Raw genomic sequence first — 24,740 nt, 5'->3', positions numbered from 1 at the left:
TCATTTTTCGATTCATTGCCAATATTTGCGCCCGCTTTTCGCTGATTATGGCGGCTGCAATGCTGTTGCCGGCTCTTGCCGACATTCGGCAAGGCAATGATGATTGGCAGGTTTTTATCTATGCTAGCCTCTTAACCTTTATGGTCGCCACTTTGGTATTAGTATCAACCCATGGGGCAACCGCACGATTTTCAACACGGCTTGGCTTTTTATTAACCGCAAGTCTTTGGGTGACCGCTTGTTTTTTAGGTTCATTACCTATTTTCTTTTCCCATTTGCCGATAAGTTTTGCCCAAGCCATTTTTGAATCCGTATCAGGGGTAACAACAACAGGCGCAACGGTGCTTGTCGATCTTGATGATAAACCGGCTGGGATTTTGCTTTGGCGCTCACTCTTATGTTGGATTGGTGGTATCGGCTTTATCGGTCTTGCGCTTTTGCTGCTGCCCTCGCTACGCGTTGGAGGTGTCCAGCTTTTTCATATGGAGTCATCGGATCGATCAGAAAAGATTTTGCCGCGGGTTAATCAAATCGCCAATGCAATTATCATTGCCTATTTGTCGCTAACTGTTTTATGCACGCTTTGCTATTTTGCTGCTGGCATGAATATGTTTGATGCGCTTAACCATTCGATGACAACCGTTGCAACAGCAGGCTTTTCAACCCATGATGATTCACTAGGGTTTTATGCCGATCAGCCGATGATTATTATTATTGCTACAATTTTTATGCTAGCATCGGCTATGCCCTTTGTGTTTTATGTCAAAATGGTTATCGGGCATAGCAAACAACGTTTTTATGATCCGCAGGTTAAGCTGTTTTTGTCAATCGTCGCAATTGCCAGTTTTGTATTGGCTTTATCTTTAAGTATCACCCGTCAAGAGTCATTTTTTGAAGCATTTTTAACGGCGCTTTTCCACTTTGTATCGGTTATAACCACCACGGGCTACGCAACTGAAGACTATGCAAATTGGGGGCCTTTAGCGCTTGGTATATTCTTTCTAGCCTCGCTTATTGGTGGTTGCTCTGGTTCAACCTCTGGCGGCATCAAGATTAACCGGATCATTATTTTATGGCGCTTGACTTCTGCCAATCTTGCCCGTTTATTGTCGCCAAATGTCGTTGTCAAAGTGCGTTATGGTGGTTCAGAAGTTTCTGGCGATATTGCCCAAACCGTATTATTGTTTTTATGCCTTTATATGACAACACTTATTATTGGTGCTATGTTACTGGTTATTACCGGCTTAGATTTTGTTTCTGCAATCAGCGGTGCGCTTACGGCTTTATCAAATGTTGGCCCAGGTTTTGGCGATAAAATTGGCCCTGTTGGAAATTTTTCTACAATTGAAGATAATAGTTTATGGATCTTGTCATTTTTAATGTTGGCTGGCCGCCTTGAAATTGTAACTATTTTTATTCTATTTATCCCGGCTTTCTGGCAAAGATAGGATCATAGTTTAAAATAGCTCGATTAAAAGGGCTTGTTGTGCTACTTAAAATTGTCAAATTGGCGCTTCCAAGAAATGGTGTGCAAATCTTTAATAAAAGTTGATATAGGTTTTGATCACACTCGCCGTGGTCAGCACTATCTTGCGTGTTGTTGCCTGCGATAATAAGTAAAAAGCTTTCCATGCTGTCAATGTCTATTGTTGCCGCCCAAACACTGCTTATCCAGTTTTCACTATTAAATTCATTTTGCAATAGCTGTAAAAGTTCAAACGAAAAATCGCCTTGCTCAAGCGGTGTCATAGCGACATAGGTTTGCTTATCGCTTATTGTATCATCTTGATGACTTTCGTACTTTTTTGCATCATGAAATAATTCATTGGCAATTATGAGATTATCACATGCTGGATTAAGAATAAGTGCAGTTTCATCTTTTTGAAAATTCTTCATTAGCAAACACAATTCTTCAAAATTAAATGGCTTAATGCAATATTTTTGGCGTGTTAATTGCTCATGTTGCTGCCATTTTTGGAAATATTGAGGATTGCTAAAGCCGAGTAAATAACCAACTCCATTATCGTGGTATTCAATCAGCAGTTTGTGATCTGTTTGCGCTTTTTGTTCGTGTTGTGGAGTTTCAGTAAGATAAATAATCTGTTTTGATAGGGCATGAAAAAATGCTTGTTGATTGGCTAAGCTTTTATCTTTTTTTAGTTTTTCAATGAATTTTCGCATCAAAACAATCCCTTTTACCAATTTTACTTGTTGTAGTGCTTTAATGTGCGCGTATGAAAATTGGCGCAAATTGCTCAACCAGTGATTTAAATGGCTCATGCTCTGCTTGTACCGCAGTGGTCTTTTCATCTTCGCCAATATAAGCTGCGCAAATATTCAGTATTTTAGGAAAAATATCATCATGATTACCAGAGCAGTCGATAATAAGTGTAAAATATTGCTGCTGCTCCATGACCATAATCACCGCCCAAACGGCATGAATTTCTATTGTTTTTTTAAAAAAATCATTCAATTCATTGACTAAATTTTCTGACAGATCTGAGATTTCAAGGGTTTGGAGAGTAACCTTGGTTCCCTCATTGTGTGACATCTGCAACTGGGCTTCGACCGAAACCATTTTAAAAAACTCATGTTGAACCAAGAAGTCTTCGCATTTTGGATTGATAAGGATACCATAAGGCTCGGATGGCGTTTCCATGATAAGGTCGCATAAATTTGCAAATGCTATCAAATTGGGTTGCGAATTAGGCGAGTTACTATGAGCATCATTATCATGTTGCTGTTGCCAAGTATTGAAGCGATCCATATCGGTGAAAATAAGATAATATAATTTTTCATTTCTCGCGGTAAGGGCAATGCCAAATTTATTGTCACTGCTATGCTCGTCTTCAGCATGATCAAATATCACCCTATCGTCTTTGTCCATCGCACTTAATTTGGTCGTTACTAGGATGAAACGCGATTCCTTCATAAGGTTTTGAAATCTGATGCGATTTTCTGCGTTTTCTTCATTTCTTAACGTAGTGATAGCTGCGATAAGTCCAGGATTTGCGAGAAGCGGCAATTGGTCATTTGTGGTGGGTAGACTGGCATCCTCTTCGGTTGAAAATTGCCGATCAGTGATTTTTTTTTGCAATTTATCGCTAAAAAAATTTCTAATTTTGCTGAACATAATTATTGTACCCCCACTTATTTTTAAAAGCTGAAAAATTTAAATTATAATAGGTTATTGCTATTTGATGGTAATATTATTTTATAGCTTCGCATTTTTAAACATAAGGTGTTAACTTGTCAAAGACAGCTAATTATCGGCATATTTTTAACGTGCAATTCAAATTATAATCTGGCATGTTGCATCAAAAATTATGTCATAAAAGGATAACTTGCACCATGCAAGGCAAGCAAAATACATCGGATATTCAATCAGATAAACAGCAAGGACGAGTAAGAGATGCTCCGTCCAGTCATTGGGTTTACCGCTTGTTGCCACGTGGATTTTGGCCCTATGCACAATTAGCGCGCTGGGATAGGCCGATTGGCTGGAAGCTTTTAATGTGGCCTTGTTGGTGGTCTGCGGCACTGGTAAGTGTTGCTGGTAGTCATCATGGCGCGCAATTTATGAATGTTATGCCATCGCTTTGGCATTTATTCTTGTTCTTTATTGGCGCTGTTGCCATGCGCGGCGCAGGCTGCACTTATAATGATCTTGTTGACCATAATATCGATAGTGCGGTAGAGCGCACACGTTCACGCCCACTACCATCACGGCAAGTTAGCCGGATTCAAGCCAAATTATTTTTATTGCTGCAATGTATCATTGGGTTACTGGTGCTTTTACAATTTAACGCCTTTACCATTAATTTGGGGCTTGGGTCGATTATCATTGTAGCTATCTATCCTTTTATGAAAAGAATAACCGATTGGCCACAATTTGTGCTTGGGCTTGCTTTTAATTGGGGCGCTTTAATGGGCTGGGCAGCAGCTAGAGGCTCGCTCGACTGGCCGCCAATTTTGCTCTATATCGGCTCTGTCATGTGGACAATAGGCTATGATACGATTTATGCTCATCAAGATAAGGAAGATGATGCGCTGGTTGGTGTGCGCTCAACCGCAAGGCTTTTTGGTGACAAGACTAAACTCGCTTTGACCTTGCTTTATAGTGGTATGCTTATTTTCACACTTGCAGCATTTCTTCTTGCCCATATACCATCACTTGCTTTTGTGGGCTTATTGCTTGCTTTCATTCATATGATTTATCAAATAAGGGTGCTTGATATAGATGATCATCAACAATGCTTAAAATTGTTTTTATCCAATTCATTTTTAGGATTTTTAATTTTTGCAGGTTTGATCTTAGGTGGTGTCTGGGTGTCTCTTTAAGTATTGCTGTTTTCAATGCCCATGGAGAATTTTTTCTATTTTTCTAATAATAAAATTCTAATTTTTATTAGATAGTAAGAATATTATTTTAATATATTCTAATTTGTGATATTTTTTGCTCTTGTTGATTTCATTGGGAGATGATCAAACAGGTATAAATTCATTATGCTTGTCGTTTTAATTTCTCACTTGTTTTTCATTCCTCATAAGGCATGTCTTCGGGTTTTAACATTTAAAAAATTTTCAGTTTAATTTTAGCGAAAAATCATTTTAGCGCTCTATATGTTAAAATAGATAGAAAAACCAAGCATTCCTATTCAAATTGATTTTGCTTTGTTGTGAACCACTCCAATGAGCAAAATAATAAAGGTATTTAAAATGTCGCCCGCGCTCTTTATCAATCTTGTCGTCTTTATCGCGTTGCTTTTTGCACTTCATCAGTTGAAAAAAACTAATTGGAGCCTAGCTCTTAAAGTTTTTGTCGGCCTCGTGTTAGGTGTCATTTTTGGTGGCATATTGCAGTTATTTTATGGAGCGGGAAGCGATGTTTTAAAGCAGTCCATTGCTTGGTTTAACATTGTCGGTAATGGCTATGTTGGCTTGTTGCAAATGGTCATTATGCCCTTGGTGCTCGTGTCCATTTTGTCAGCAGTTGCCAAATTACATAATGCGTCATCCCTTGGCAAAATTAGTTTTTACACCATTGGCATATTGCTCGGTACAACTTTGATATCAGCAATAGTTGGCGTGTTAATGGTAAAGTTTTATGGTCTTTCAGCGCAAGGTCTTGTGCAAGGCACTGCCGAAACTGCACGTTTAGGTTATATTGAAAGTAACCATGCAGCAAAGCTTAGCTCCATGAGTGTTCAAGACATCATTGTTTCTTTTGTGCCGAATAATCCATTTGCTGATCTTACCAATTCCCGTGCAACATCAATTATTGCTGTGGTTATTTTTGCCGCTTTCTTAGGTGCTGCCGCAATCCAATTATTGCGTGATAATCCTGAAAAAGGTAAAGGGCTTCTTTCGGCAATTGATACCGCACAATTATGGGTTATGAAACTTGTTCGCATTGTCATTCGCCTTACACCTTATGGTGTTTTTGCTTTAATGACTAAGGTTGTTGCCCAATCTGATATTGCAGCTATCATAAATCTTGGCACATTTATTATAGCATCTTATATTGGTCTTGCTATCATGTTTGCGGTGCATGGTGGATTATTAGCCTTATCGGGGATTAATCCTATGCACTTTTTTAAAAAGGTTTTACCCGTTTTAACGTTTGCTTTTACCAGTCGTTCAAGTGCTGCTTCTATTCCACTTAATATTGAAGCGCAGACTGAGCGCCTTGGCGTACCGCAATCTATAGCAAGTTTTTCTGCTTCCTTTGGTGCAACGATCGGTCAAAATGGCTGTGCTGGTTTATATCCTGCTATGCTTGCTGCAATGGTTGCGCCAACCGTCGGCATTAATCCCTTTGACCCAATGTGGTTCATGACGTTAGTTGCCATTGTAACCGTTAGTTCGCTAGGCGTTGCCGGCGTTGGCGGCGGCGCAACCTTTGCGGCATTGATTGTTTTGCCAATTATGGGCTTGCCAGTCACTCTTGTTGCTTTGCTTATCTCTATCGAGCCGCTGATTGATATGGGACGCACAGCCCTAAATGTGAATGGTTCGATGACAGCAGGTATGATTACCAGTCAAATCATGCACGAAACGGATAAATCTATTTTTGATAAAGATGATGATGCAAGTTTGACGCAAGGTTAATGATTAAATGCGAGGGTCGTATCCTCGCATTTTTATTGCTTTTATATTTTCAAAAAATTAACGCCTCGATATTATAATGGCGTTAATTATTGTTTGCAGAGCAATTTTAATTGATGTAAGCAACATAAAATAGGGCATGCGGATGTTATAAATTGCATGTTTCAAAACGAAAGTATCAGTATGGCAAGAAAATATTTTGGCACAGACGGAATGCGTGGTAAAGCCAATAGCTTCCCGATGACACCTGAAATTGCGATGAAAATCGGTATGGCAGTCGGTATTTTATTTCGCCGTTCGGGTTATAAAAACCGTGTCGTTATTGGTAAGGATACAAGGCTTTCGGGTTATATGCTTGAAAATGCCTTGGTTGCTGGTTTTACCTCCGCTGGCGTTGATGTATTTTTATTAGGACCAATTCCAACCCCTGCTGTTGCTATGCTTTGTCGTTCAATGCGCGCCGATATTGGGGTGATGATTTCTGCCTCCCATAATCATTATGCTGATAATGGTATTAAGCTTTTTACGCGTGATGGTTTTAAACTTTCTGATGAGCGGGAAGAAAAAATCGAAGAGCTTATCCAAAGCGACATGACACCATTTTTGGCCGGCCCACGCGAAATTGGCCGTGCAAAACGTGTTGAAGGTGATATTTATCGCTATATTGAATATGCAAAACGTACAATGCCGCGCGATGTGCGCCTTGAGGGTTTACGAATTGTTGTGGATTGTGCCAATGGTGCCGCTTATAAAGCCGCCCCGCTTGCGCTTTGGGAGCTAGGCGCTGAGGTTGTCACCATTCATGATGAGCCGGATGGTTTTAACATTAATGAAGATTGCGGTTCAACCCATCCGATTTCTTTGATTAAAAAAGTACATGAAGTGCGTGCAGATGCAGGTATTGCGCTTGATGGTGACGGCGATCGGGTATTGATGGTGGATGAAAATGGTCAGGTCATTGATGGTGATCAGCTTATGGCCGTTATTGCTGAAAGCTGGTATAATAATGGTGATTTACGAGGTGGCGGCGTTGTCGCAACCGTAATGTCCAACCTTGGCTTAGAACGGTTTTTAGGGGATAAAGGCTTAACTCTTGCCCGCACTAAGGTTGGTGACCGCTATGTGGTTGAACATATGCGCAATCATGGCTTTAATGTTGGTGGCGAGCAATCAGGCCATATAGTCTTGTCTGATTATGGTACTACCGGCGATGGTCTTGTTAGCGCTTTACAGGTGCTTGGCTGTTTACAAGGTGCCAACAAACCAATGAGCAAGCTTTGCCATAAATTTGAGCCTGTGCCGCAATTGCTAAAAAATATTCGCATTAGTGGTGGTAAACCGCTTGAAAGCGAAAATGTGCAAGCCGCTATTCGTGATGGTAATAAAAAACTTGGCAAAAATGGTCGCCTCGTAATCCGTCCATCAGGGACAGAGCCGCTTATTCGCGTTATGGCGGAAGGTGATAATCTTAGCCTTGTTGAGCAGGTGGTTGACATGATTATCGACGCTATTTCTGCTGAGCGTGCAGCGGCTTAAATCTATTCTTCAATTGAAAGCCATTAACGTATTCTTAGGGCCGTTAGTGGCTTTATTGTTTCATGCTATCATTATAAGCAAGTGTTAGCGCATAATTAACTTGGTCCTTTAAAACCGTATCGTTTTCACAATGATTTTTTATTATAGTATGTAATTGGTCAATATTGCGGTTTTGAAGATTAAAAGAACTAATAATATGGATAAGTTTAAATATTTCAAAATCTTTGTTTTGGCTTTGCGAAAATAAAGCCCGTTGCGCAATGGTTAACTGATAAATTAACATTAGAAGATATTTTTCATCTAAACCGCACATTTGGAGTCCTTTAAAGGGAAAAAATGGTATTATTTTTCCAAGAAAATATTGTCTTTACCGAAAATGAATTGGTATTAAACATCGCTTATGATGATATCATAAAATTTGTTGATGCATTTTATGCGGTCAAGATGGAATGGGAAGATTATATAATCTTAACCAGAAAGACCGATAAAGCGAAAATTAGTTTAAATAAATCGTCGAAACTTAACAGGATCATTGTAAAAAATGGCTGTATTTTCATTTATTTGTCAGAAAATAATATTGATTATATTATTGCTAACCTAATGCAATTTTACCATTTTAAAACAATGCCAGTCAATCATATACATCTTTATGGTATAATCGAGAATATTGATGGGTATCAAATTAAATCACCGAAGTCTTTTGATTTTACCGTTTTTTTTTGCTGAGTTAGATGTTGGTTAAATATTGTTGCATCCTGTTAATGTGGTAAATTGAAAAAACGTCTTTATACATCATGGGGCGGTTTAATATGAAGCTCATGAGCAGGCGGTACAGCTTGCCGCTCTATCATGCGATGCACTTTTGGTCGTTCACCATTTTTATTCAGTGTGCTTAATACTTCAATTATTTCAACATCGGATTTAATACGGCGTTGATTATGGCGCAAATAGTCAACCCATGTGGGCATATGATAGGATTCTGTCCATAATTCTGGGTTTTCTAGATCGCGCATTAATGTCCAATGGCGTGCACCATCGCGCAGGCGAATGCGTCTACGTTCTTCCATTGCGCTCAAAAATGCTTCTTCATTTTCTTCGCTGATATTATAATCAATCATAATCATGATCGGCCCACTACGGGCTTTTAAATCAAGGCGTAATTCAGGCTCGCGAAATAGGTTAGAAGGGGCAAGGTCAATATCGCCAATTTCATGAATGGCAAACCTAAAGCCAGCGATTGCACCAAGCAGAAGAAATAGACCGCAAGTGATAAGAGCAATGGTTGTGCCATAATGATCGGCAATATTGCCCCAAAGCCAACTGCCAACCGCCATGCCGCCAAAAGAAGCAGTTTGGTAAAGTGCTAATGCGCGTGCAACCACCCAACGCGGAGTTGAAAGCTGCACCGATATATTGAAAAGCGAAAGCGCAAGAACCCAGCACATGCCAGCCGGCAAAAGAACTATGTGGCTAATAATCAGTGATGTACTTAAACTTAAGCAAACGCAGGAAAATGCAAAACCAATAAAGGCAATTTTTACAATGCTTTCACTACGAAAATGCGCTCTTATGCGCGAATTGAATATTCCGGCAATAATCGCACCAATACCAAAGAAACCAAGCATACTACCATAGGAAAGCGCGTTGCCGTTTAGCATATTTTTGGCAATAATTGGCAAAAGTGCTAAAATAGAAATCGCTCCAATGCCAAACATGAAAGAGCGCACCATAATATTAATGAGGTGCGGCGACATTAAAACATAACGCAAGCCATCAGACATTGCACCAACCAAACGCTCACGGGGTAAAGCTGGTTTTTGATAAACTGGTTTCCAAAAAAACAACGCACCAATTAGCGGAATATAGCTAAAGGCATTAAAAATAAACGCAGCAGCACCACCCCATGCAGCAACAATTAAACCACCAATTGCAGGCCCAACTGAGCGCATAAGGTTAAAGCCTACACTGTTTAACGTAACGGCTGCTGGTATATCATTGCGCGGCACAATATCACCAACCGTTGCCTGCCATGGCGGATTGTAAAGTGCACCGCCACAGCCAATTAGAAAGGTGAAGCCGATCAACATCCATGGTGTGATCCAGTCCATAAAGGTTAAAAATGCGAGTAAAATGGACACTAGCATCATTAAGCTCTGCGCGGTTATCATGATTTGGCGGCGATTAAAATTATCAGCTAATGCCCCAGCCATTAGCGAAAAAATCATGATGGGTAGGGTGGTCGCACTTTGAACAAGCCCCACCATAGAATGCGAATTGGTAATTGATACCATAAGCCAACCAGCACCAACAGTTTGCACCAAGCCGCCAAGATTGGAGACAAGTGTTGCTGACCATAAATTGCGAAAGGCAATGGTTTTAAATGGTGCAAGAGCTGATCCGCGTGGTAACATATTTCCCTCGTTTTTATTTCATAGTAGGGGAAATCGCTTAATAAGCAAATTCATTTTTTTGTTAGATGTTTTTCAAGAAAATTTGAATTGGTAGATTATAGGAAGATCTATATTATAAAATAGTTATGAAATTTTTTTATAATTTATTCCTATTGAAAATGCATAGATCAACCTTATATCTAATGGCTAACTTTGGTTCATATCCTTGTGAACAATGAAAATAGTCCATTGTTTTAATTGAAAAATTGAACAAAATAGTCATCTGCAATAATCTGTTCTTAATTTGTTGTTATGATAATTTCTCAAGGACATGGGATGCAATTGTTAAAAAATGCAAATCACTGTTTCGTTAGAATTTTTTTTATCTTTGTTCGTTTTTTTGCCTAAATTGGTCGTTTAACTGAAAATATATGATCGTTTTTAAAAAGATCATGCCAAAGGCTTGCCATGTCGGGAGCTGTAACAACGGAGGGTGCAATTTTGGCCCAGTCAACTACTTCATTGCCTACTATTACTGCCGGTGACGGTGGTTTAAGCCGTTATCTGCAAGAAATTCGGCGCTTTCCTATGCTTGAGCCTAAGGAAGAATATATGCTGGCCAAGCGTTATGCCGAGCATGGAGATCCAAAGGCTGCGCATAAATTAGTAACAAGTCACTTGCGCTTGGTGGCCAAGATTGCCATGGGCTATCGCGGCTATGGATTGCCCATTGGTGAAGTTATTTCTGAAGGCAATGTTGGGCTTATGCAAGCAGTCAAGCGCTTTGAGCCAGAGCGCGGTTTTCGTCTTGCCACTTACGCTATGTGGTGGGTAAAAGCCTCTATCCAAGAATATGTCTTGCGCTCGTGGAGCCTCGTTAAAATGGGGACAACCGCCAATCAAAAGCGGTTATTCTTTAACTTGCGCAAAATGAAAAGCAAAATCCAAGCGCTTGATGATGGCGATTTAAAGCCTGATCAAGTTAAGGAGATTGCAACGCGTCTTAATGTTTCTGAAGAAGAGGTTGTATCCATGAATCAGCGCCTTTCGGGCGATGCTTCTTTGAATGCGCCTATTCGCGCCAGTGAAGGCGAGGGCGGCGAGTGGCAAGATTGGCTCGTTGATGATTCAACATCGCAAGAACAAACTTTGATCGATCAGGACGAGCTTGAAAATCGCCGTACAATGCTTGAAAATGCCATGGCTGGCCTAAATGATCGTGAAAAGCGTATTTTTAGTGCGCGCCGCTTGGCTGAAGATCCGATGACTTTGGAAGAGTTATCAACTGAGTTTAACATTAGCCGTGAGCGTGTACGACAGATTGAAGTACGTGCTTTCGAAAAAGTACAAGAGGCGGTCAAGGCTGCGGCTGTGTCGCAAGAAGAAGCAGTTGAACATAACCATAAAACGATTTCAGCTCATTAATATAAACATCATAGTTAGGGACATTGCTTGACAATGAAAAATGTCCCTAATTCATTTCCATTTTATTGATTAGAAGCTCTTTCATTACATAATTGAGGTTTTTCAGTAACTGCTGAAAAATAATTTGATAAATATCAAGGATTTTTTATATTAGAGTATTGATAATATTCTAATTACTGCAAAAAATTGCAGTCGACTGCAAAAAAATGCAGTCGGGCGTTTTTCTGTTTGTTTTCTTATGGTTAGGTGCAATTTTAGCTGTTTGCGGCCAAAAAAGACTGCAATTTTTTGCAGTTATTAGTGTCCGCTAAATATTGCATGTATGGCTGCTATAATTTAATTTGTCCTTGTTTTTCAGTATGTTGTCATTTTATTTTTGTTGTTGCATCAAGTTGGCATGAAACTTGCTTAGTATTTACTGTGGGCAAGGGTTTTCATTTCTCCTTTGAACTTTCTTTGCTCACAGGACTGTTGGCTACCATCATTTTAAGCTCTCAATTGAGGGGGATTTAAGTGCCGTCAGTTTTTAAAATGTAAGTTTGTTTGTTTATATAAAAGGATAAAGAAATGCCAACACCAGCCTATATTAAAATCGAAGGTACAACCCAAGGCCCAATCACTCAAGGCGCAGCGTCTGAAGATTCAATCGGCAATATCTGGCAAGAAGGCCATGAAGACGAAATTCTCGTTCAGGCCATTGATCATGTTGTAACCATTCCTCGTGATCCACAGTCAGGTCAGCCTTCAGGTCAGCGCGTCCATAAGCCTTTCAAGTTCACAGCAGCTTTGAGCAAAGCAACACCTTTGCTTTATAATGCGCTTACTTCAGGCGAAATGCTCAGCACCTGTGAAGTAAAATGGTATCGCACCAGCACATCAGGTAAGCAAGAGCATTTCTTCACCACCAAGCTTACTGATGCGATCATTGTTGATATTGATTGCAACATGCCTCATTGCCAAGACCCAAAGAATGCAGACTTTACCCAATTGGTAACAGTGTCATTAAGTTATCGTAAGATTGAATGGGAACATGCAGTTGCTGGCACATCAGGTGCTGATGATTGGCGCGCCCCTAAGGTTTAAGCCATCAGGCAAGGGATGAAGCGTTTATATGGGGTTGAAAAATAAACGCTTCACTTTTGCTTATCGCCCTCATTGATAAGATCAGAGCTATGAATGAGGGAAGAAGCATCGGTATGGCTTTGCGGGGCATAGTCATACCGATGATGTTAAGCCCTTAGCTATGTGCTTAAGGCTTATTAAAATTAAATAATACTTTTTAAATAAAGACAATGGGGGAATAGCTACTTTTTTTCCATTGAATAATGAATTTGGCTCTTTGAGTCTTGATTGATTTTTATAATAGTTCTGCTTTTACTTTATCATCCGGAGAATATCTATGAGCGCTATGCCAATATTGCCAAAACAATTCCAAGATCAAGATATTGCCTTTAGCTATTGGATGAAGGAAGCGCCTAATGATACCTTTGTCGTCACTGCCTTTGCGGTAGATGAAGCGATCTTTGGCATGACCAGAATAGAAGTCATGTTGTCAAGCAGTGATGATAATATTGATCTGCAAGCCTTGCTTGACAGTGCTGGCACCTTAACCGTGCATCATAAATATATGGAAACCTTGCGTCACTTCTCCGGCGTTGTGGTAGAAGCTGAGCGCGGTGACAGAGGTCATCACCGTACTGCCTATCGCCTTGTGCTTATGCCAAGTCTTTATCGTTTGGATCATGGGTCTGATTGCCGTGTGTTCCAGACCAAAAAGGTTGGTGATATTGTTAAAGAACTGTTCTCCGAGCATGGCATTGAAAATGTTACTTGGGATATTGATGAAGGCTTACACGATGCGCGTGAATATTGCGTGCAATATCGTGAAAGCCATCTTGGCTTTGTTGAGCGTATTTTGGCTGAAGAAGGCATTTTCTATTACTTTGAGCATGACAAGGAAGGCCTGTTAAAGCTCATTATCTCCGACAAACCCAATGTCTTACATGATTGCCCAGGTTTAAAAGAGATTGAATATAATTCTCTCGCATCAGGGTCAGTTAAGGGACTATTTTGCTCATCGCTTTCTTATCGTGAGAAATTGCGCGCCACAACGGTTGTGCAGCGCGATTACACCTTCAAGAACCCAGTTTATAATCAGGAGCATAAGGAGCGCACAGCTAACCCCAATGGTGAAAAACATGATTATGAGCTTTATGATTATCCAGGTCGCTATAAGAAGGACAGTGCTGGTAAAGCCTTCACCCGTTATAAGCTAGAAGCCACCCGTGTTGATGCGTCACTTGGCTATGGTGTATCTAATGCACCACATTTGCTAACTGGTCATGCAATTACATTATTTGAGCATCCTGATGATCGCTTAAACCAGAAATGGCGGCTCCTCACCATTCGTCATGAAGGCGTACAGCCGCAAGCATGGGGTGAGGATGCACAAGGTATCGGTATGGCTGACACTGGCATTGTAGCTCCTGGCTTGCATGGTACAACGCTGTCGGGTTTAAGCTTCGGTACCACATCATCGCATAGCCCTAACTTGCTTGCTCAGAGTTTAAACCGCCGCATGAACCTTGCACTTCAAGGCAATAGCAGCGCAAGCGATAACGCTACCGTTTATGCCAATGCTTTTGCCGTGCAGCCATCGCATTTGCCCTACCGCGCACCACAGACCAATAAACCGCTCATCGATGGCCCACAGATTGCCACGGTGGTTGGGCCAGAGGGTGAAGAAATCCACACCGACCAATATGGCCGCGTTAAGGTTCACTTCCCATGGGATCGCCATAAAGACCCAAAAGCTGAAGATTCATCATGCTGGATCCGTGTGAGCCAAATATGGGGCGGTGGCAAATATGGTGGTATGGCGCTACCACGCATTGGTCATGAAGTAATTGTTGACTTTTTAGAAGGTGATCCTGACCAGCCAATCATTATCGGGCGAACCTATCATGAAACTAATAAGCCTGCTTATGATTTGCCAGCGAATAAAACTAGAATGGTTATTAGATCTGATACGCATAAAAAGACCGACGGAAGAATAGGTTTTAATGAGTTGTCCTTTGAAGATGAAAAAAATAAAGAAAAAATATTTATTCATGGTCAAAAAGATTTTGATAGTTTCATCAATAATTCAAAAGCTGAATTTTTAGGATTTAATAGTTACGAATATGTAAATAATATAAAATATCAAAATGTTAACGATAGTTTTTTTTCCCAAATTGCGAATAAAACAGAACTTACAACGGGCGGTGATTATCATCTTTATGTTGGCCCTGCTTATTTAAAAACTTATGACTTACCTCTATCAATTAAAAGTAAGGAAAAATTTTTAGATAATTTGAAAACCATTTATTCATACTCATCGCCGCCAATGGGAAGTGGAAATTACCAACTAATTGTGCAAGGTAATCGAATTGAAATGGCTCAAAGATATTCAATGTCAACTGCTGAGAACAAAACTGAGATTATTGGTAAAAGAAGTCAGTTAGAAATTGGAACAATTTTAACAACGGTAGTTGGTAGTGAATTCCATGAAGTTGTTGGAAATATTAAATCAATAAAATCTGGGGGGGATATTCACCTAATAGCGGGTAATTCTAAAATATTATTATCGTCAAACGGTGAGATTATAATCGAAGGTTTAAATGTAATAGTAAAAGCAAATAAAATTAATTTGAATTGAGGAATCTTATGAGCAATAATGATGGAATATTTGACCGAGCACCACCTGAAAAAGAACGAGAAGTAAATGGTTTTTTGATTTCTTATAAGCCAATGGGGGAAGTCGACACAATACCAGTTCCACCACAACCAGATTATAGAGATAATGAAGAATCAAATTATATACGAAAACCCTTAACAGATGAAGAAAAGGAAGTACTACGCAAAGCTGCCACTCACTTTACTAACCTTCTAAGTAGCCCTGATCCTGTATTGAGTTTATTAAGAGCACCATTTCAAATAAGAGAAGCTTCAGCAAATATGCGTCATTACATCGTTGGAAATGGTGAATTACGCAATTATAGCGAAGATCAAACAGAAAGACTGATTGATAATGGCGTTGCATATAACAGAGACTATGAAAATAGTACTGTAGTTACGAAACCCAAAGACATACAAGAAGTTTTCCTTGATCTTATTAAAAAAGATTTTAGAGGAAAAGATAAACAAGGTTATTTGTCGCTTAATTTAAATCGAACAATATATGTAAACTGGTTTTCTGTCCAATCTAAGGAAGATGACTGGTACTACGCAATTGGCTCGTTTTTGGTTTCTTACGGTGCTTATTTAAAGCGGCTTTCAGGAAAAAAAGTAATTTTAAAATATCGATCATATATATATGATAGGTATAATTGGAATACTATTGGTAGTATCCATCTACCTGTACTCTCCGATGAAGCCATTTTAAGTAATCTTACTAAAGAAGAACGTGAAATATTTGATAGAGCAAATAAGAAAGAGTGGCAAATTCGGGATTCATCAATGAAAGCGAACAGTGTTGAAATTAATGATAGTTTTATAGGTCTTTTAACTGATTTAGGCACAACTGATGGTCATAAACCAAAGGCATATGATATTGTAGGTGGCGGTAAAATTTTAGGGTATGAATATGAAGAATAAGCAATTTTGGTTTTTGCTTTGGACATTTTTTTTAAACTTTATAACCATTGTAAAAGCAAACGATATTATTGTAGACATTCCAGAAAATAATAAATTTAAATATGCATTCTGTGATAAGTTAACACCTCAATTGCCGAAAAATAAAAGAACTAGAATCGATGATGTTATTGATAGCCTAAAAGAAAATAGCTTATCATTAGCATTTTATGGTGAGCCTGTATTATTATGTGCAAACACTTACAATCAACTAAGTTTTGCTCAGTGGCACTTTTACAGTAAGAAATATTATGAAGTATTATTACAAACTTTGCATGAAAATTTTGAGGAAATCAATCACGCCACTCATGTATTTCCACTAACGGTCACATCGAAGGATAAAGTTTTTGATATAAATCGCTATCCTTGTAGGGTTTTTCATAAAGATATTAACAATAATGCGGTACTTGTAGCTTTGTGTGAAAAAGAAATAGGCGAAATTATTATACAATATCATTTTAAATCGCCTAGGTGATGGAGTATTGAGTTTTAAAATGTCAGCAAGTGTTCGAAAAGGTGATATAGGTTCAGGTCATAGCTGCCATTATCCACCAACTAATGCCACGAGTGGTAGTCCTGATGTGTTTATAAATGATATTCCAGCAGTTCGCGTTGGGGATAGTTATGCAGCGCATGGCTGTCCAACATGTCCTGCGCCTGATCATCCTAGAAAGCAAGCGGAGGGTTCGCCAACGATATTTATAAACGGTCGTCCTGCAGCGCGTATTGGCGATGCTATTGACTGCGGTGGAGTTTCGCAAACAGGGTCTCCTGATGTATTTTTTGATGATGGTAATGAGTAAGGTTAATAATCCATAATGCAACAATGGGACATTAATGATATCAATCCGCTCATTGATTTGGGTGATGGTTTTTCGGCTATTGATATCTGGTATGAAATTCATGCCAATGCGCGGTTCTGGTCGAAAAATCGTGAAAAATCAGAAGATTGGCGAGAGCAAATAGCCGTATCATTACGCATGGCAGAAAAATTACAAATTCTTCCTGCCCAAAATTGGATTTCATTCAATCATGCTATTGGTTGGACAAAAGAGGCAACGACTGCTTTAACATGGTGTGAAAATGCAGTTTTGAAAGATATTTTCACGATATGGAACAAATTAGATTTTAAAGTTGCACCTCAGCCAAATTACGAATTTGCAGCCTTATTAACCAATCCAATAGTTTTGCCTGAAAATTGCTTATCAAAAATAATTGAATGTGGTGAGCATAATATTGGTTCCGTCTGCTTACTACTTGCTGCACGACCAGATTTGCCAGAAATTGATTTGCCAATAGATTTACAAAACCGCTTACCCCATGAAGTGATCAATATGCTAAAAGAACGCGGATACTAGGGGCAGGACTGATTAATTTAGGAACTGGCACAATAATAGCAAAAATATAGAGTTTTGATATAAAGGGGAGGAAAGCGAAAAGTGGGGTATACTGAAGTGAGCTTTACGACGCTGTAGATTACTTCTATTTTTGTGTCCCTTCAGGACATAGCCAATTCTCGCGATAACTTTGTTTAAGAGCCTTTGAAAATATTTATATTTCTCGTCGGCTCTTCTTAAATACAATCTTTGGGTTCTTACAAAAATTTCCTCATACTATTTCGTTCAAATTAATGGATCCTGATCCTAGGATAAGTAAAAGGAAAATAAATGTATTTATCAAATAATAAAATAAAATTCCAAAAGAAGTATTTAATATTATTTATACTTATGTTTATTTTATTTTTTTACGTTTATAATAAATTTTATATTAATGAAAAAAGTATTGAACAATTGGTTTTGGAAGCTGAACAAGGGGTGCCCGAGGCTCAATTTAATTTGGGAATAGTATATTATAACGATGATAGTATCTCTCATCATTACAACAAAGCAATTGAATGGTTTACACTAGCTGCTAATCAAGGCCTCCCAGTAGCTCAATTTAATTTAGGTATAATGTATTTACATGGTGAAGGAGTAGAAAAAAATTATAATGAAGCGTTTCGGTGGTTTACACTAGCAGCTAATCAAGGCCACATTGGAGCTCAATTCAATTTAGGCATAATGTATTCAGATGGCAAAGGCGTGAAACAAAATTACAGTGAAGCTATTAAATGGTATAAACTTGCTGCAGAGCAAGGCGATGTATACTCCCAATTTAATTTGGGATCATTATATGCAAGAGGTGAGGGGGGGCCAGAACAACGCCGAAGCTATTAAGTGGTATAAGCTTGCTGCAGAGCAAGGGGATTCAGATGCTATTAGAGCATTAGGGTGGCTAGGCTCAGGACTCATTAATTAAGATAGAATATTACGGTTGCGGCAATGCATATAGCCGAGAAGAAGGTGTGTGCACATCGGTCATAGCGTGTCGCGATGCGCCGCCAGTCTTTTAGCTTGGCAAAGAGGTTTTCGATTATGTGACGCAACCGATAAGTTTGCCTGTCATAAACTATCTCGGTGGTTCTGCCCTTTCTGGGCGGAATGCAAGCCTTTATTTTTTTGTCAAGCAATGCCTGCCGGAACCAGTCAGCATCGTACCCCCGGTCTGCAATGAGTTCCTTGGCATCTGGCAGATGCGCTAGCAAAAGAGCGGCTCCTTTGTAGTCACTCATCTGCCCTTCAGTTAGTAGCAGACATATTGGCTTTCCATCTTGATCGCAGACCGTGTGCAGCTTTGAATTCAAGCCGCCTTTCGTGCGCCCGATACGGCGGGGAATATCCCCTTTTTTAACAGGCTGGCAGCCGTGCGATGCGCCTTGAGGTGTGTGGCGTCAATCATGATGCGTTGAGGTTTTGGGCCCTGTCCGGCCAGCATTGCGAAGATGCGGTCAAATACACCCAACCTGCTCCAGCGGATAAAGCGATTATAGAGCGTTTTATGCGGACCATAACCGAGGGGCGCATCTTTCCATTGCAGACCATGTTTGATGACATAGACAATGCCGCTGATAAAGCGCCTGTCATCGACACGAGCAACCCCATGAGACAGTGGAAAACAGGGCGATATTCGCGCCATCTGCTCTTCGCTCAATAAAAACAAATCACTCATTAGTTTCACCTCCACAAAACCAATGAATCACAAATCAACAAAAAAAGGAATCCAAAAAATTAATAGGTCCTGACCCTAGTCGATTAAACTTATTTTTACAAAAAATTGTTTGAGACACCCATATAAGAATAAATAGGGGTAATTATGACGGCAAGTGTTCGAAAAGGTAATATAGGTTCAGGTCATAGCTGCCATTATCCGCCAACCAATGCTACAAGTGGTAGTCCTGATGTGTTTATAAACGCTGGTGGGGTGCAATTTTAGGTGATTAGAAAGGTAAAAAGTGAAAATTAAATATGCAATGATTTTAATGTTAGGATTTCTACTTGGTATTATCGCAGCGTTTTTTACAATATATATTGTAAAAACGCATAATAATAAAAAGACAGATGAAAATATCACATATTTGGAGAAGGAAAATACAAGCTATATAAGATATGGTGCGATGTTTTTAATTATTGATATGAATGGTAAAAAAATTTATGAACAAGCACCTAATGAAGTTAATAAATTATATTCAGAAAAATTAATGAATGGATACATATATGTTATGAATTTTAAAGATCGATGTGCATATAATGATTCAGTAACAAGATATCTTGTAAAAATATATGGTGCGGGAAACTTTACTTGTTATGATATAATATATTAATACATATTTATATTAGAGGTTATTATGCCGGCAAGTATTCGAAAAGGTGATATAGGTTCAGGTCATAGCTGCCATTATCCACCAACCAATGCCATAAGTGGTAGTCCTGATGTGTTTATAAATGATATTCCAGCCGTTCGGGTTGGGGATAGTTATGCTGCACATGGTTGTCCAACATGTCCTTCCCCAGATCATCCAAGAAATCAAGCGGAGGGTTCGCCAACGATATTTATAAACGGTCGTCCTGCAGCGCGTATTGGCGATGCTATTGACTGCGGTGGAGTTTCGCAAACTGGATCGCCTGATGTATTTTTTGATGATGGTGATGAGTGAGGTTAATAATCCATAATGCAACAATGGGATATTAATGATTATTACCCTCTTCGCCAATATGTGGGAGGTTTAGATTATTTTCGTTATCTTCCATCTATTGGGAAAACTGTAATACAGTCAACCATTAACATGGGGCTTGATTAAGGTCTTACCATCATAATGAAATGGGAGATATATGTAGTGGCACCAATTAAATTTATTAATACGATTAAACAAAGAGTTATATATATTTTGTTTATAATTTTTATTATAGTGATAAGTGTTTTTATTTATTTTTATAATTGTGAATTAGAAAATGCCAAGACGCTAGCTTTAAGTGCAGAACAAGGATCAGCACCGGCGCAATTTAAAATTGGCTTGAAATATGAAAAAGGTGATGGCGTTGAAAATAATGATATTGAAGCTATGAAATGGTTTAAATTGGCCGCTGAGCAAGGTGATGCTGAAGCACAATACAATTTGGGTATTATGTATGCTAAAGGTACAGGTGAAAATAATGCAGGCGATATTGTAAAGGCTATTAAATGGTTTAAATTGGCTGCTGAACAAGGTGATACTCGTGCAATTAAAATGCTGGAAAGAATAGAAGCAGTATTTAATTAGATTTCTTTTTTTATATAATGGATACGTAGTAAAATACAAATAACGTTTATTATATATCAATATAATAACATAAAGTGGAATAGTCATGTCAGCAAGTGTTCGAAAAGGTGATATAGGTTCAGGTCATAGCTGCCATTATCCACCAACAAATGCCACAAGCGGTAGTCCTGATTTGTTTATTAACAACATTCCAGTCGTTCGGGTTGGGGATAGTTATGCTGCACATGGCTGTCCTACATGTCCTGCACCTGATCATCCTAGAAAACAAGCAGAAGGTTCGCCAACGATATTTATAAACGGTCGTCCTGCAGCGCGTATTGGCGATGCAATCGATTGCGGTGGAGTTTCGCAAACGGGGTCTCTGGATGTATTTTTTGATGATGGCGAATGATGCAGCAGCGGCGTATTGATGATATTAATCCATTAATTGATTTGGGTGGTGGGTTTTCGGCTATTGATATCTGGTATGAAATTCATTCTAATGCGCAATTTTGGTTGAAAAATCGTCAAAAATCACAAGATTAGCAAGATCAGATAGCCGTATCATTACGTATGGCAGAAAAATTGCAAAAATTTCCTGCTCAAAATTGGATTTCATTCAATCATGCTATCGGTTGGACAAAAGAGGCGACGACTGCTTTAACATGGTGTGAAAATGCAGTTTTGAAAGATATTTTCACGATATGGAACAAATTAGATTTTAGAGTTGCACCTCAACCAAATCACGAATTTGCTGCCTTATTAATCAATCCACTAGTTTTGCCCGAAAATTTCTTATCTAAAATAATTGAATGTGGTGAGCATAATATTGCTTCAGTCTGCTTGCTACTTGCCGCACGACCAGAATTGCCAGAAATTGATTTGCCAATAGATTTACAAAGTCGCTTACCCCATGAAGTGGTCAATATGCTAAAAGAACGAAGATATTAAACCTTGTAATAATGGGTTTTTATTTTGTGCAGATCTTAAAGTGGAACCAAGTTTTTATATGCTTGCTTTTAAGATTTGTGCAAGCTTGGTAAGTTGGTGATCATGAATGCCAATTTTTTGTAAATGCTCAACGGTATTAAGGGCGTAATCGGCATTTTTACCGGCTATTCCTGCCGCCTTACTAATTAAATCAGCCATGCTTTGTAAATCAAGTTTTTCGGCATATTGTTCGTGTAAGGGATCAGCAACAAAAGCAAGACCATGATTATGACTGTGATCGTCAAAATATAAATTTAGATGTTTTTCTTTGTAAACGCCTGTTACTTGTTCGCGCTCGACGAGATAATCATAGGTTTTTTGAGCATGTTCTTTGGCAATTTTAAACCCAAGTCCAAGGCAAGACCCACCTTTTTTAAGGCCAAGGACGAGACCTGGTTGCTCAACGGTACCACGATAATGGGTAGAATAGATGCAAAAACTGCGATGATAGCCATAAAGACGGCAAAGCTTTGCTTCTTCATGGGCAAAACCCGGATTCCACATGAGAGAGCCATAGCCAAATACCCAAAATGAATCCATGAATTTTTGACCTTATAGACTGCTGATTATCATGAAATTAAAAACTATAGTGACCTGCGCTGCTGTTAAATAAAGCCGTTATTCTTTTGTAATTTGTGTATTACTCAATCTTTCCACCATGTGATGGAAATCATTGCTTAAATGCTCAAAAAGTAGCTTAGCCGCCTGTGGATATTCATCAAGAATGCGCCTAAAAATACCACGGCTAACGCGCAAAGCTGTGCCATCTTCCGCAGCAACTGCACTAACAGAGCGTTTCATTTTGCAAATAAGACTAAGTTCACCAATCATCGAGCCAGGCATAACATTATGAACCAATATCGGCCCTTCATTGCCCATTTGATATAGGTCAATTTGACCTGACATAAGAATGAATGCGCTATCAGCTGGTTGATTTTCGCGAAATAATTCACGGCCAGCGCGAAACTGAACCCTCTCTGCCCCAAAGGCAACAAGGCGCAATTGCTCATCGGTAAAGCATTGAAAAAAGCCAAGCTGCTTTAAAATTAGCAATTCTTCTTCAACCGACATGGCCATTTACCAAATTCAAAAGAGTTCCTCTCCGATATAATATGCAAAAGCAATTAGGCAATAATCCTAACCCATAGTCAAAATTTTTCACCATATTTGCTATATAGCAATATCCAACTATGAATAGCTAATATTTAACTGCTAATAACTAAAAATAGTTTTAACATCACCGCATTTTATATCTTATGTGACATTTTATCAGAATTAATGTTTATTTTTTATTTAACTACAATCTTTACGAGAATTTCCTTTCCAACTTAGCCAATAATGCACTCGTTATGATTATCACATAATTAACTAAAACCAATCTCGTTGGAGTTTAACTCCATCAATTATGCTTTCTGTAACGATTTCATATAGCACATATTGGGAATTTCGATGGTGATCCAATTTAATGAAAATATGCTAGTGATAAATGAGGCGCTTATTTAGATCAGAAATGAAATTCTCTTAATAGATTTTGCTATTTACGCCGCACTTTACTTAAATAATATGAGGCGCAAATTAGCATTTTTTTCATTAAGGTACTAAACGATATCCGCCGCTATCGGTTACCAAAAGCTGAGCATTCGAAGGGTCTTTTTCAATCTTTTGGCGCAAGCGATAAACGTGGGTTTCAAGTGTATGAGTGGTAACACCTGAATTATAACCCCATACTTCTTCAAGCAAGGTATCGCGGCTAATGATTTTTTCGCCCGCCCGATAAAGATATTTAATGATAGCCGCTTCTTTTTCAGTTAAGCGAATTTTGCCGCCTTTTTCATCAATGAGCAATTTTTGGCCTGGTTTGAAAATATAAGGACCTACTTGAAAGGTTGCATCCTCACTTTGTTCATGTTGGCGCAACTGCGCACGGATACGAGCAAGCAATACTGCAAAACGGAAAGGTTTTGTAACATAGTCATTAGCGCCAGCTTCAAGGCCAAGAATCGTATCAGAATCAGTATCGTGACCAGTTAGCATGATGATCGGTGCGCGAAACCCATTTTGGCGCATTTGTTTTACCGCTTCTCGGCCGTCCAGATCAGGTAAACCAACATCCATAATCACAAGATCAAGATCATCTTTTTTAGCGCGTTCTATCGCGGGCAAGGCTCTATCTTCTTGAAAAACGGTGAATTCTTCATGCATTTGCAACTGTTCAACCAAAATTCCACGTAGGTCATCATCATCATCAATAACTAAAATTGTACGACCGCTCATATGTCATTCCTTATCAAGGGCATTTATAGCCATTGTTACCTTATTATTTTATGATGTATTCTTCACATAAATACAGGTGCTTGCAAGTGTTGAAGTGGTGAAAAAAGTGATGAAACAACGAAAATCTAATTTAAAACACCGTTTTTTGCACAATATTGATGTGCGCCCCAGCGCAATGGGTAAAAATAGGGCTATTTTACGCGCGGGCAAATTTAGTTTTCAATGTGCTATTGGCAAAAATGGAATAACCGCATTAAAGCGCGAGGGGGACGGAAAAACACCTATAGCAAAAATGCGGATTATATCTGGCTATCAAAAACCAACACGACGCATCAAACCAACATGCTTGGTGCCCATAAAAACAGTTGGAAAAAATGATGGTTGGTGTGATGCGGTTAACGACCGCAATTATAACCGGCCTGTAAAACTGCCTTATCCTGCAAGCTGTGAAACCATGCTGCGCCAAGACTGCCTTTATAATATTGGCTTTATTCTTGATTATAATCTTCGCCCACGCCGACAAAATTGCGGTAGCGCAATCTTTTTCCATTTGGCACGACCTGATTATAGTGGCACCCAAGGTTGCATCGCACTGCGCGAGCGCGATATGCTGCGCCTTTTGCCATTTTTGTCAACGAAAACAAGTTTGAATATTTGGGGGTGACAATATTAAAAAGGCAGTTACGACGTAACTATATGTAAATGTGCAATAAGTTAAGTGTCATGATATT

At 39.0% G+C, this 24,740-nt stretch carries 27 protein-coding genes; 19 read left to right on the top strand and 8 right to left on the bottom strand.

Annotation, left to right across the window (positions count from 1 at the left end; translation table 11 throughout):
* The first annotated feature begins 47 nt into the window (after positions 1-47).
* Positions 48-1,448, top strand: a complete 1,401-nt coding sequence (locus tag N6A79_RS11660; protein WP_268546074.1) for a TrkH family potassium uptake protein — start codon at positions 48-50, stop codon at positions 1,446-1,448.
* Here N6A79_RS11660 and N6A79_RS11655 read toward each other — a convergent pair.
* Both N6A79_RS11655 and N6A79_RS11650 read right to left on the bottom strand, forming a co-directional pair.
* Entirely contained in the window at positions 1,423-2,181 is a 759-nt protein-coding gene (locus tag N6A79_RS11655; protein ID WP_268546073.1) for a hypothetical protein, read from the bottom strand. The genes N6A79_RS11660 and N6A79_RS11655 overlap by 26 nt on opposite strands.
* 40 nt (positions 2,182-2,221) lie before the next feature.
* Entirely contained in the window at positions 2,222-3,133 is a 912-nt protein-coding gene (locus N6A79_RS11650; RefSeq protein WP_268546072.1) for an enhanced serine sensitivity protein SseB C-terminal domain-containing protein, read from the bottom strand.
* 218 nt (positions 3,134-3,351) lie between these two features.
* Between N6A79_RS11650 and ubiA the strand changes: the two genes are divergently transcribed.
* The 3 genes from ubiA (at position 3,352) to glmM (ending at position 7,644) form a co-directional block, all read left to right on the top strand.
* Positions 3,352-4,341, top strand: coding sequence for a 4-hydroxybenzoate octaprenyltransferase (ubiA, locus tag N6A79_RS11645; RefSeq protein ID WP_268546071.1), 990 nt, complete (start codon positions 3,352-3,354; stop codon positions 4,339-4,341).
* Between the two features lie 378 nt (positions 4,342-4,719).
* Positions 4,720-6,111 (top strand): L-cystine transporter, encoded by a 1,392-nt coding sequence (locus N6A79_RS11640; RefSeq protein WP_268546070.1) that lies wholly within the window; start codon positions 4,720-4,722, stop codon positions 6,109-6,111.
* Positions 6,112-6,291: 180 nt separating this feature from the next.
* The gene (gene glmM, locus N6A79_RS11635; RefSeq protein WP_268546069.1) at positions 6,292-7,644 is read left to right on the top strand and encodes a phosphoglucosamine mutase; all 1,353 of its coding nucleotides are present in this window, start codon (positions 6,292-6,294) and stop codon (positions 7,642-7,644) included.
* Between the two features lie 52 nt (positions 7,645-7,696).
* Here glmM and N6A79_RS11630 read toward each other — a convergent pair whose 3' ends face one another.
* Together N6A79_RS11630 and N6A79_RS11625 are read right to left on the bottom strand one after the other, a co-directional pair.
* Positions 7,697-7,957 (bottom strand): hypothetical protein, encoded by a 261-nt coding sequence (locus N6A79_RS11630; RefSeq protein WP_268546068.1) that lies wholly within the window; start codon positions 7,955-7,957, stop codon positions 7,697-7,699.
* A 472-nt stretch (positions 7,958-8,429) separates the two neighbouring features.
* The gene (locus N6A79_RS11625) at positions 8,430-10,055 is read right to left on the bottom strand and encodes an MFS transporter (protein ID WP_268546067.1); all 1,626 of its coding nucleotides are present in this window, start codon (positions 10,053-10,055) and stop codon (positions 8,430-8,432) included.
* Positions 10,056-10,502: 447 nt separating this feature from the next.
* Here N6A79_RS11625 and rpoH point away from each other — a divergent pair, with 447 nt between their 5' ends.
* The 8 genes from rpoH (at position 10,503) to N6A79_RS11585 (ending at position 18,346) form a co-directional block, all read left to right on the top strand.
* Positions 10,503-11,459, top strand: coding sequence for an RNA polymerase sigma factor RpoH (gene rpoH, locus N6A79_RS11620; RefSeq protein WP_268546066.1), 957 nt, complete (start codon positions 10,503-10,505; stop codon positions 11,457-11,459).
* Between the two features lie 567 nt (positions 11,460-12,026).
* Entirely contained in the window at positions 12,027-12,542 is a 516-nt protein-coding gene (locus N6A79_RS11615) for an Hcp family type VI secretion system effector (protein WP_182417288.1), read from the top strand.
* Positions 12,543-12,858: 316 nt separating this feature from the next.
* Entirely contained in the window at positions 12,859-15,156 is a 2,298-nt protein-coding gene (tssI, locus tag N6A79_RS11610; RefSeq protein ID WP_326848736.1) for a type VI secretion system tip protein TssI/VgrG, read from the top strand.
* Positions 15,157-15,164: 8 nt separating this feature from the next.
* Positions 15,165-16,094, top strand: coding sequence for a hypothetical protein (locus N6A79_RS11605; protein WP_268546065.1), 930 nt, complete (start codon positions 15,165-15,167; stop codon positions 16,092-16,094).
* The gene (locus N6A79_RS11600) at positions 16,084-16,605 is read left to right on the top strand and encodes a hypothetical protein (RefSeq protein WP_268546064.1); all 522 of its coding nucleotides are present in this window, start codon (positions 16,084-16,086) and stop codon (positions 16,603-16,605) included. The genes N6A79_RS11605 and N6A79_RS11600 overlap by 11 nt, the downstream gene beginning before the upstream one ends.
* Before the next feature lie 19 nt (positions 16,606-16,624).
* Complete coding sequence (locus N6A79_RS11595; RefSeq protein WP_268546063.1) at positions 16,625-16,933, top strand: PAAR domain-containing protein; 309 nt, start codon at positions 16,625-16,627, stop codon at positions 16,931-16,933.
* 15 nt (positions 16,934-16,948) lie between these two features.
* Positions 16,949-17,488, top strand: coding sequence for a hypothetical protein (locus tag N6A79_RS11590; RefSeq protein ID WP_268546062.1), 540 nt, complete (start codon positions 16,949-16,951; stop codon positions 17,486-17,488).
* 309 nt (positions 17,489-17,797) lie between these two features.
* Positions 17,798-18,346, top strand: coding sequence for a tetratricopeptide repeat protein (locus N6A79_RS11585; RefSeq protein WP_268546061.1), 549 nt, complete (start codon positions 17,798-17,800; stop codon positions 18,344-18,346).
* Positions 18,347-18,420: 74 nt separating this feature from the next.
* On the opposite strand, the gene N6A79_RS11580 is transcribed toward N6A79_RS11585, so the two are convergent.
* Positions 18,421-19,178, bottom strand: a protein-coding gene (locus tag N6A79_RS11580; protein WP_268545646.1) for an IS5 family transposase whose coding sequence is annotated in 2 segments (ribosomal slippage) — positions 18,421-18,845 and positions 18,845-19,178 — 759 coding nt in all. Because the reading frame shifts where the segments join, the coding sequence is not laid out codon by codon here.
* Positions 19,179-19,461: 283 nt separating this feature from the next.
* Here N6A79_RS11580 and N6A79_RS11575 point away from each other — a divergent pair.
* The 6 genes from N6A79_RS11575 (at position 19,462) to N6A79_RS11550 (ending at position 21,696) form a co-directional block, all read left to right on the top strand.
* Positions 19,462-19,830 carry a hypothetical protein gene (locus N6A79_RS11575; protein ID WP_268546060.1) on the top strand — a complete coding sequence of 123 codons (369 nt, stop codon included), beginning with the start codon at positions 19,462-19,464 and terminating at the stop codon, positions 19,828-19,830.
* 24 nt (positions 19,831-19,854) lie between these two features.
* Entirely contained in the window at positions 19,855-20,163 is a 309-nt protein-coding gene (locus N6A79_RS11570; protein ID WP_268546059.1) for a PAAR domain-containing protein, read from the top strand.
* 180 nt (positions 20,164-20,343) lie between these two features.
* Positions 20,344-20,766, top strand: a complete 423-nt coding sequence (locus N6A79_RS11565) for a tetratricopeptide repeat protein (protein WP_268546058.1) — start codon at positions 20,344-20,346, stop codon at positions 20,764-20,766.
* Between the two features lie 85 nt (positions 20,767-20,851).
* Positions 20,852-21,157, top strand: coding sequence for a PAAR domain-containing protein (locus N6A79_RS11560; RefSeq protein ID WP_268546057.1), 306 nt, complete (start codon positions 20,852-20,854; stop codon positions 21,155-21,157).
* Complete coding sequence (locus N6A79_RS11555) at positions 21,154-21,291, top strand: hypothetical protein (RefSeq protein ID WP_268546056.1); 138 nt, start codon at positions 21,154-21,156, stop codon at positions 21,289-21,291. The genes N6A79_RS11560 and N6A79_RS11555 overlap by 4 nt, the downstream gene beginning before the upstream one ends.
* 39 nt (positions 21,292-21,330) lie before the next feature.
* On the top strand, positions 21,331-21,696 hold the full coding sequence (locus tag N6A79_RS11550) for a hypothetical protein (RefSeq protein ID WP_268546055.1): 366 nt from the start codon (positions 21,331-21,333) through the stop codon (positions 21,694-21,696).
* Positions 21,697-21,750: 54 nt separating this feature from the next.
* On the opposite strand, the gene N6A79_RS11545 is transcribed toward N6A79_RS11550, so the two are convergent.
* The 3 genes from N6A79_RS11545 to N6A79_RS11535 form a co-directional block, all read right to left on the bottom strand.
* Positions 21,751-22,275, bottom strand: coding sequence for a gamma-glutamylcyclotransferase (locus N6A79_RS11545; protein ID WP_268546054.1), 525 nt, complete (start codon positions 22,273-22,275; stop codon positions 21,751-21,753).
* A 78-nt stretch (positions 22,276-22,353) separates the two neighbouring features.
* The gene (locus N6A79_RS11540; protein ID WP_268546053.1) at positions 22,354-22,806 is read right to left on the bottom strand and encodes a cyclic nucleotide-binding domain-containing protein; all 453 of its coding nucleotides are present in this window, start codon (positions 22,804-22,806) and stop codon (positions 22,354-22,356) included.
* Positions 22,807-23,325: 519 nt separating this feature from the next.
* Entirely contained in the window at positions 23,326-24,009 is a 684-nt protein-coding gene (locus N6A79_RS11535; RefSeq protein ID WP_182417779.1) for a response regulator transcription factor, read from the bottom strand.
* A 109-nt stretch (positions 24,010-24,118) separates the two neighbouring features.
* Here N6A79_RS11535 and N6A79_RS11530 point away from each other — a divergent pair, with 109 nt between their 5' ends.
* Complete coding sequence (locus tag N6A79_RS11530) at positions 24,119-24,673, top strand: L,D-transpeptidase family protein (protein WP_268546052.1); 555 nt, start codon at positions 24,119-24,121, stop codon at positions 24,671-24,673.
* Positions 24,674-24,740: the final 67 nt, after the last annotated feature.

The organism is Bartonella sp. HY761, from assembly GCF_026743145.1.
Lineage (GTDB): Bacteria > Pseudomonadota > Alphaproteobacteria > Rhizobiales > Rhizobiaceae > HY038.
Note: the sequence above shows the minus strand (reverse complement) of the source record. Positions and strands in the feature narration are given on the sequence as shown.

Excerpts from the sequence above, each read along its gene's own strand:
- N6A79_RS11660 (WP_268546074.1), top strand. The coding sequence starts at position 48 with ATGGCGGCTGCAATGCTGTTGCCGGCTCTTGCCGACATTCGGCAAGGC.
- N6A79_RS11655 (WP_268546073.1), bottom strand. The coding sequence starts at position 2,181 with ATGCGAAAATTCATTGAAAAACTAAAAAAAGATAAAAGCTTAGCCAAT.
- N6A79_RS11650 (WP_268546072.1), bottom strand. The coding sequence starts at position 3,133 with ATGTTCAGCAAAATTAGAAATTTTTTTAGCGATAAATTGCAAAAAAAA.
- ubiA (WP_268546071.1), top strand. The coding sequence starts at position 3,352 with ATGCAAGGCAAGCAAAATACATCGGATATTCAATCAGATAAACAGCAA.
- N6A79_RS11640 (WP_268546070.1), top strand. The coding sequence starts at position 4,720 with ATGTCGCCCGCGCTCTTTATCAATCTTGTCGTCTTTATCGCGTTGCTT.
- glmM (WP_268546069.1), top strand. The coding sequence starts at position 6,292 with ATGGCAAGAAAATATTTTGGCACAGACGGAATGCGTGGTAAAGCCAAT.
- N6A79_RS11630 (WP_268546068.1), bottom strand. The coding sequence starts at position 7,957 with ATGTGCGGTTTAGATGAAAAATATCTTCTAATGTTAATTTATCAGTTA.
- N6A79_RS11625 (WP_268546067.1), bottom strand. The coding sequence starts at position 10,055 with ATGTTACCACGCGGATCAGCTCTTGCACCATTTAAAACCATTGCCTTT.
- rpoH (WP_268546066.1), top strand. The coding sequence starts at position 10,503 with ATGTCGGGAGCTGTAACAACGGAGGGTGCAATTTTGGCCCAGTCAACT.
- N6A79_RS11615 (WP_182417288.1), top strand. The coding sequence starts at position 12,027 with ATGCCAACACCAGCCTATATTAAAATCGAAGGTACAACCCAAGGCCCA.
- tssI (WP_326848736.1), top strand. The coding sequence starts at position 12,859 with ATGAGCGCTATGCCAATATTGCCAAAACAATTCCAAGATCAAGATATT.
- N6A79_RS11605 (WP_268546065.1), top strand. The coding sequence starts at position 15,165 with ATGAGCAATAATGATGGAATATTTGACCGAGCACCACCTGAAAAAGAA.
- N6A79_RS11600 (WP_268546064.1), top strand. The coding sequence starts at position 16,084 with ATGAAGAATAAGCAATTTTGGTTTTTGCTTTGGACATTTTTTTTAAAC.
- N6A79_RS11595 (WP_268546063.1), top strand. The coding sequence starts at position 16,625 with ATGTCAGCAAGTGTTCGAAAAGGTGATATAGGTTCAGGTCATAGCTGC.
- N6A79_RS11590 (WP_268546062.1), top strand. The coding sequence starts at position 16,949 with ATGCAACAATGGGACATTAATGATATCAATCCGCTCATTGATTTGGGT.
- N6A79_RS11585 (WP_268546061.1), top strand. The coding sequence starts at position 17,798 with ATGTATTTATCAAATAATAAAATAAAATTCCAAAAGAAGTATTTAATA.
- N6A79_RS11570 (WP_268546059.1), top strand. The coding sequence starts at position 19,855 with ATGCCGGCAAGTATTCGAAAAGGTGATATAGGTTCAGGTCATAGCTGC.
- N6A79_RS11560 (WP_268546057.1), top strand. The coding sequence starts at position 20,852 with ATGTCAGCAAGTGTTCGAAAAGGTGATATAGGTTCAGGTCATAGCTGC.
- N6A79_RS11555 (WP_268546056.1), top strand. The coding sequence starts at position 21,154 with ATGATGCAGCAGCGGCGTATTGATGATATTAATCCATTAATTGATTTG.
- N6A79_RS11545 (WP_268546054.1), bottom strand. The coding sequence starts at position 22,275 with ATGGATTCATTTTGGGTATTTGGCTATGGCTCTCTCATGTGGAATCCG.
- N6A79_RS11540 (WP_268546053.1), bottom strand. The coding sequence starts at position 22,806 with ATGTCGGTTGAAGAAGAATTGCTAATTTTAAAGCAGCTTGGCTTTTTT.
- N6A79_RS11535 (WP_182417779.1), bottom strand. The coding sequence starts at position 24,009 with ATGAGCGGTCGTACAATTTTAGTTATTGATGATGATGATGACCTACGT.
- N6A79_RS11530 (WP_268546052.1), top strand. The coding sequence starts at position 24,119 with ATGAAACAACGAAAATCTAATTTAAAACACCGTTTTTTGCACAATATT.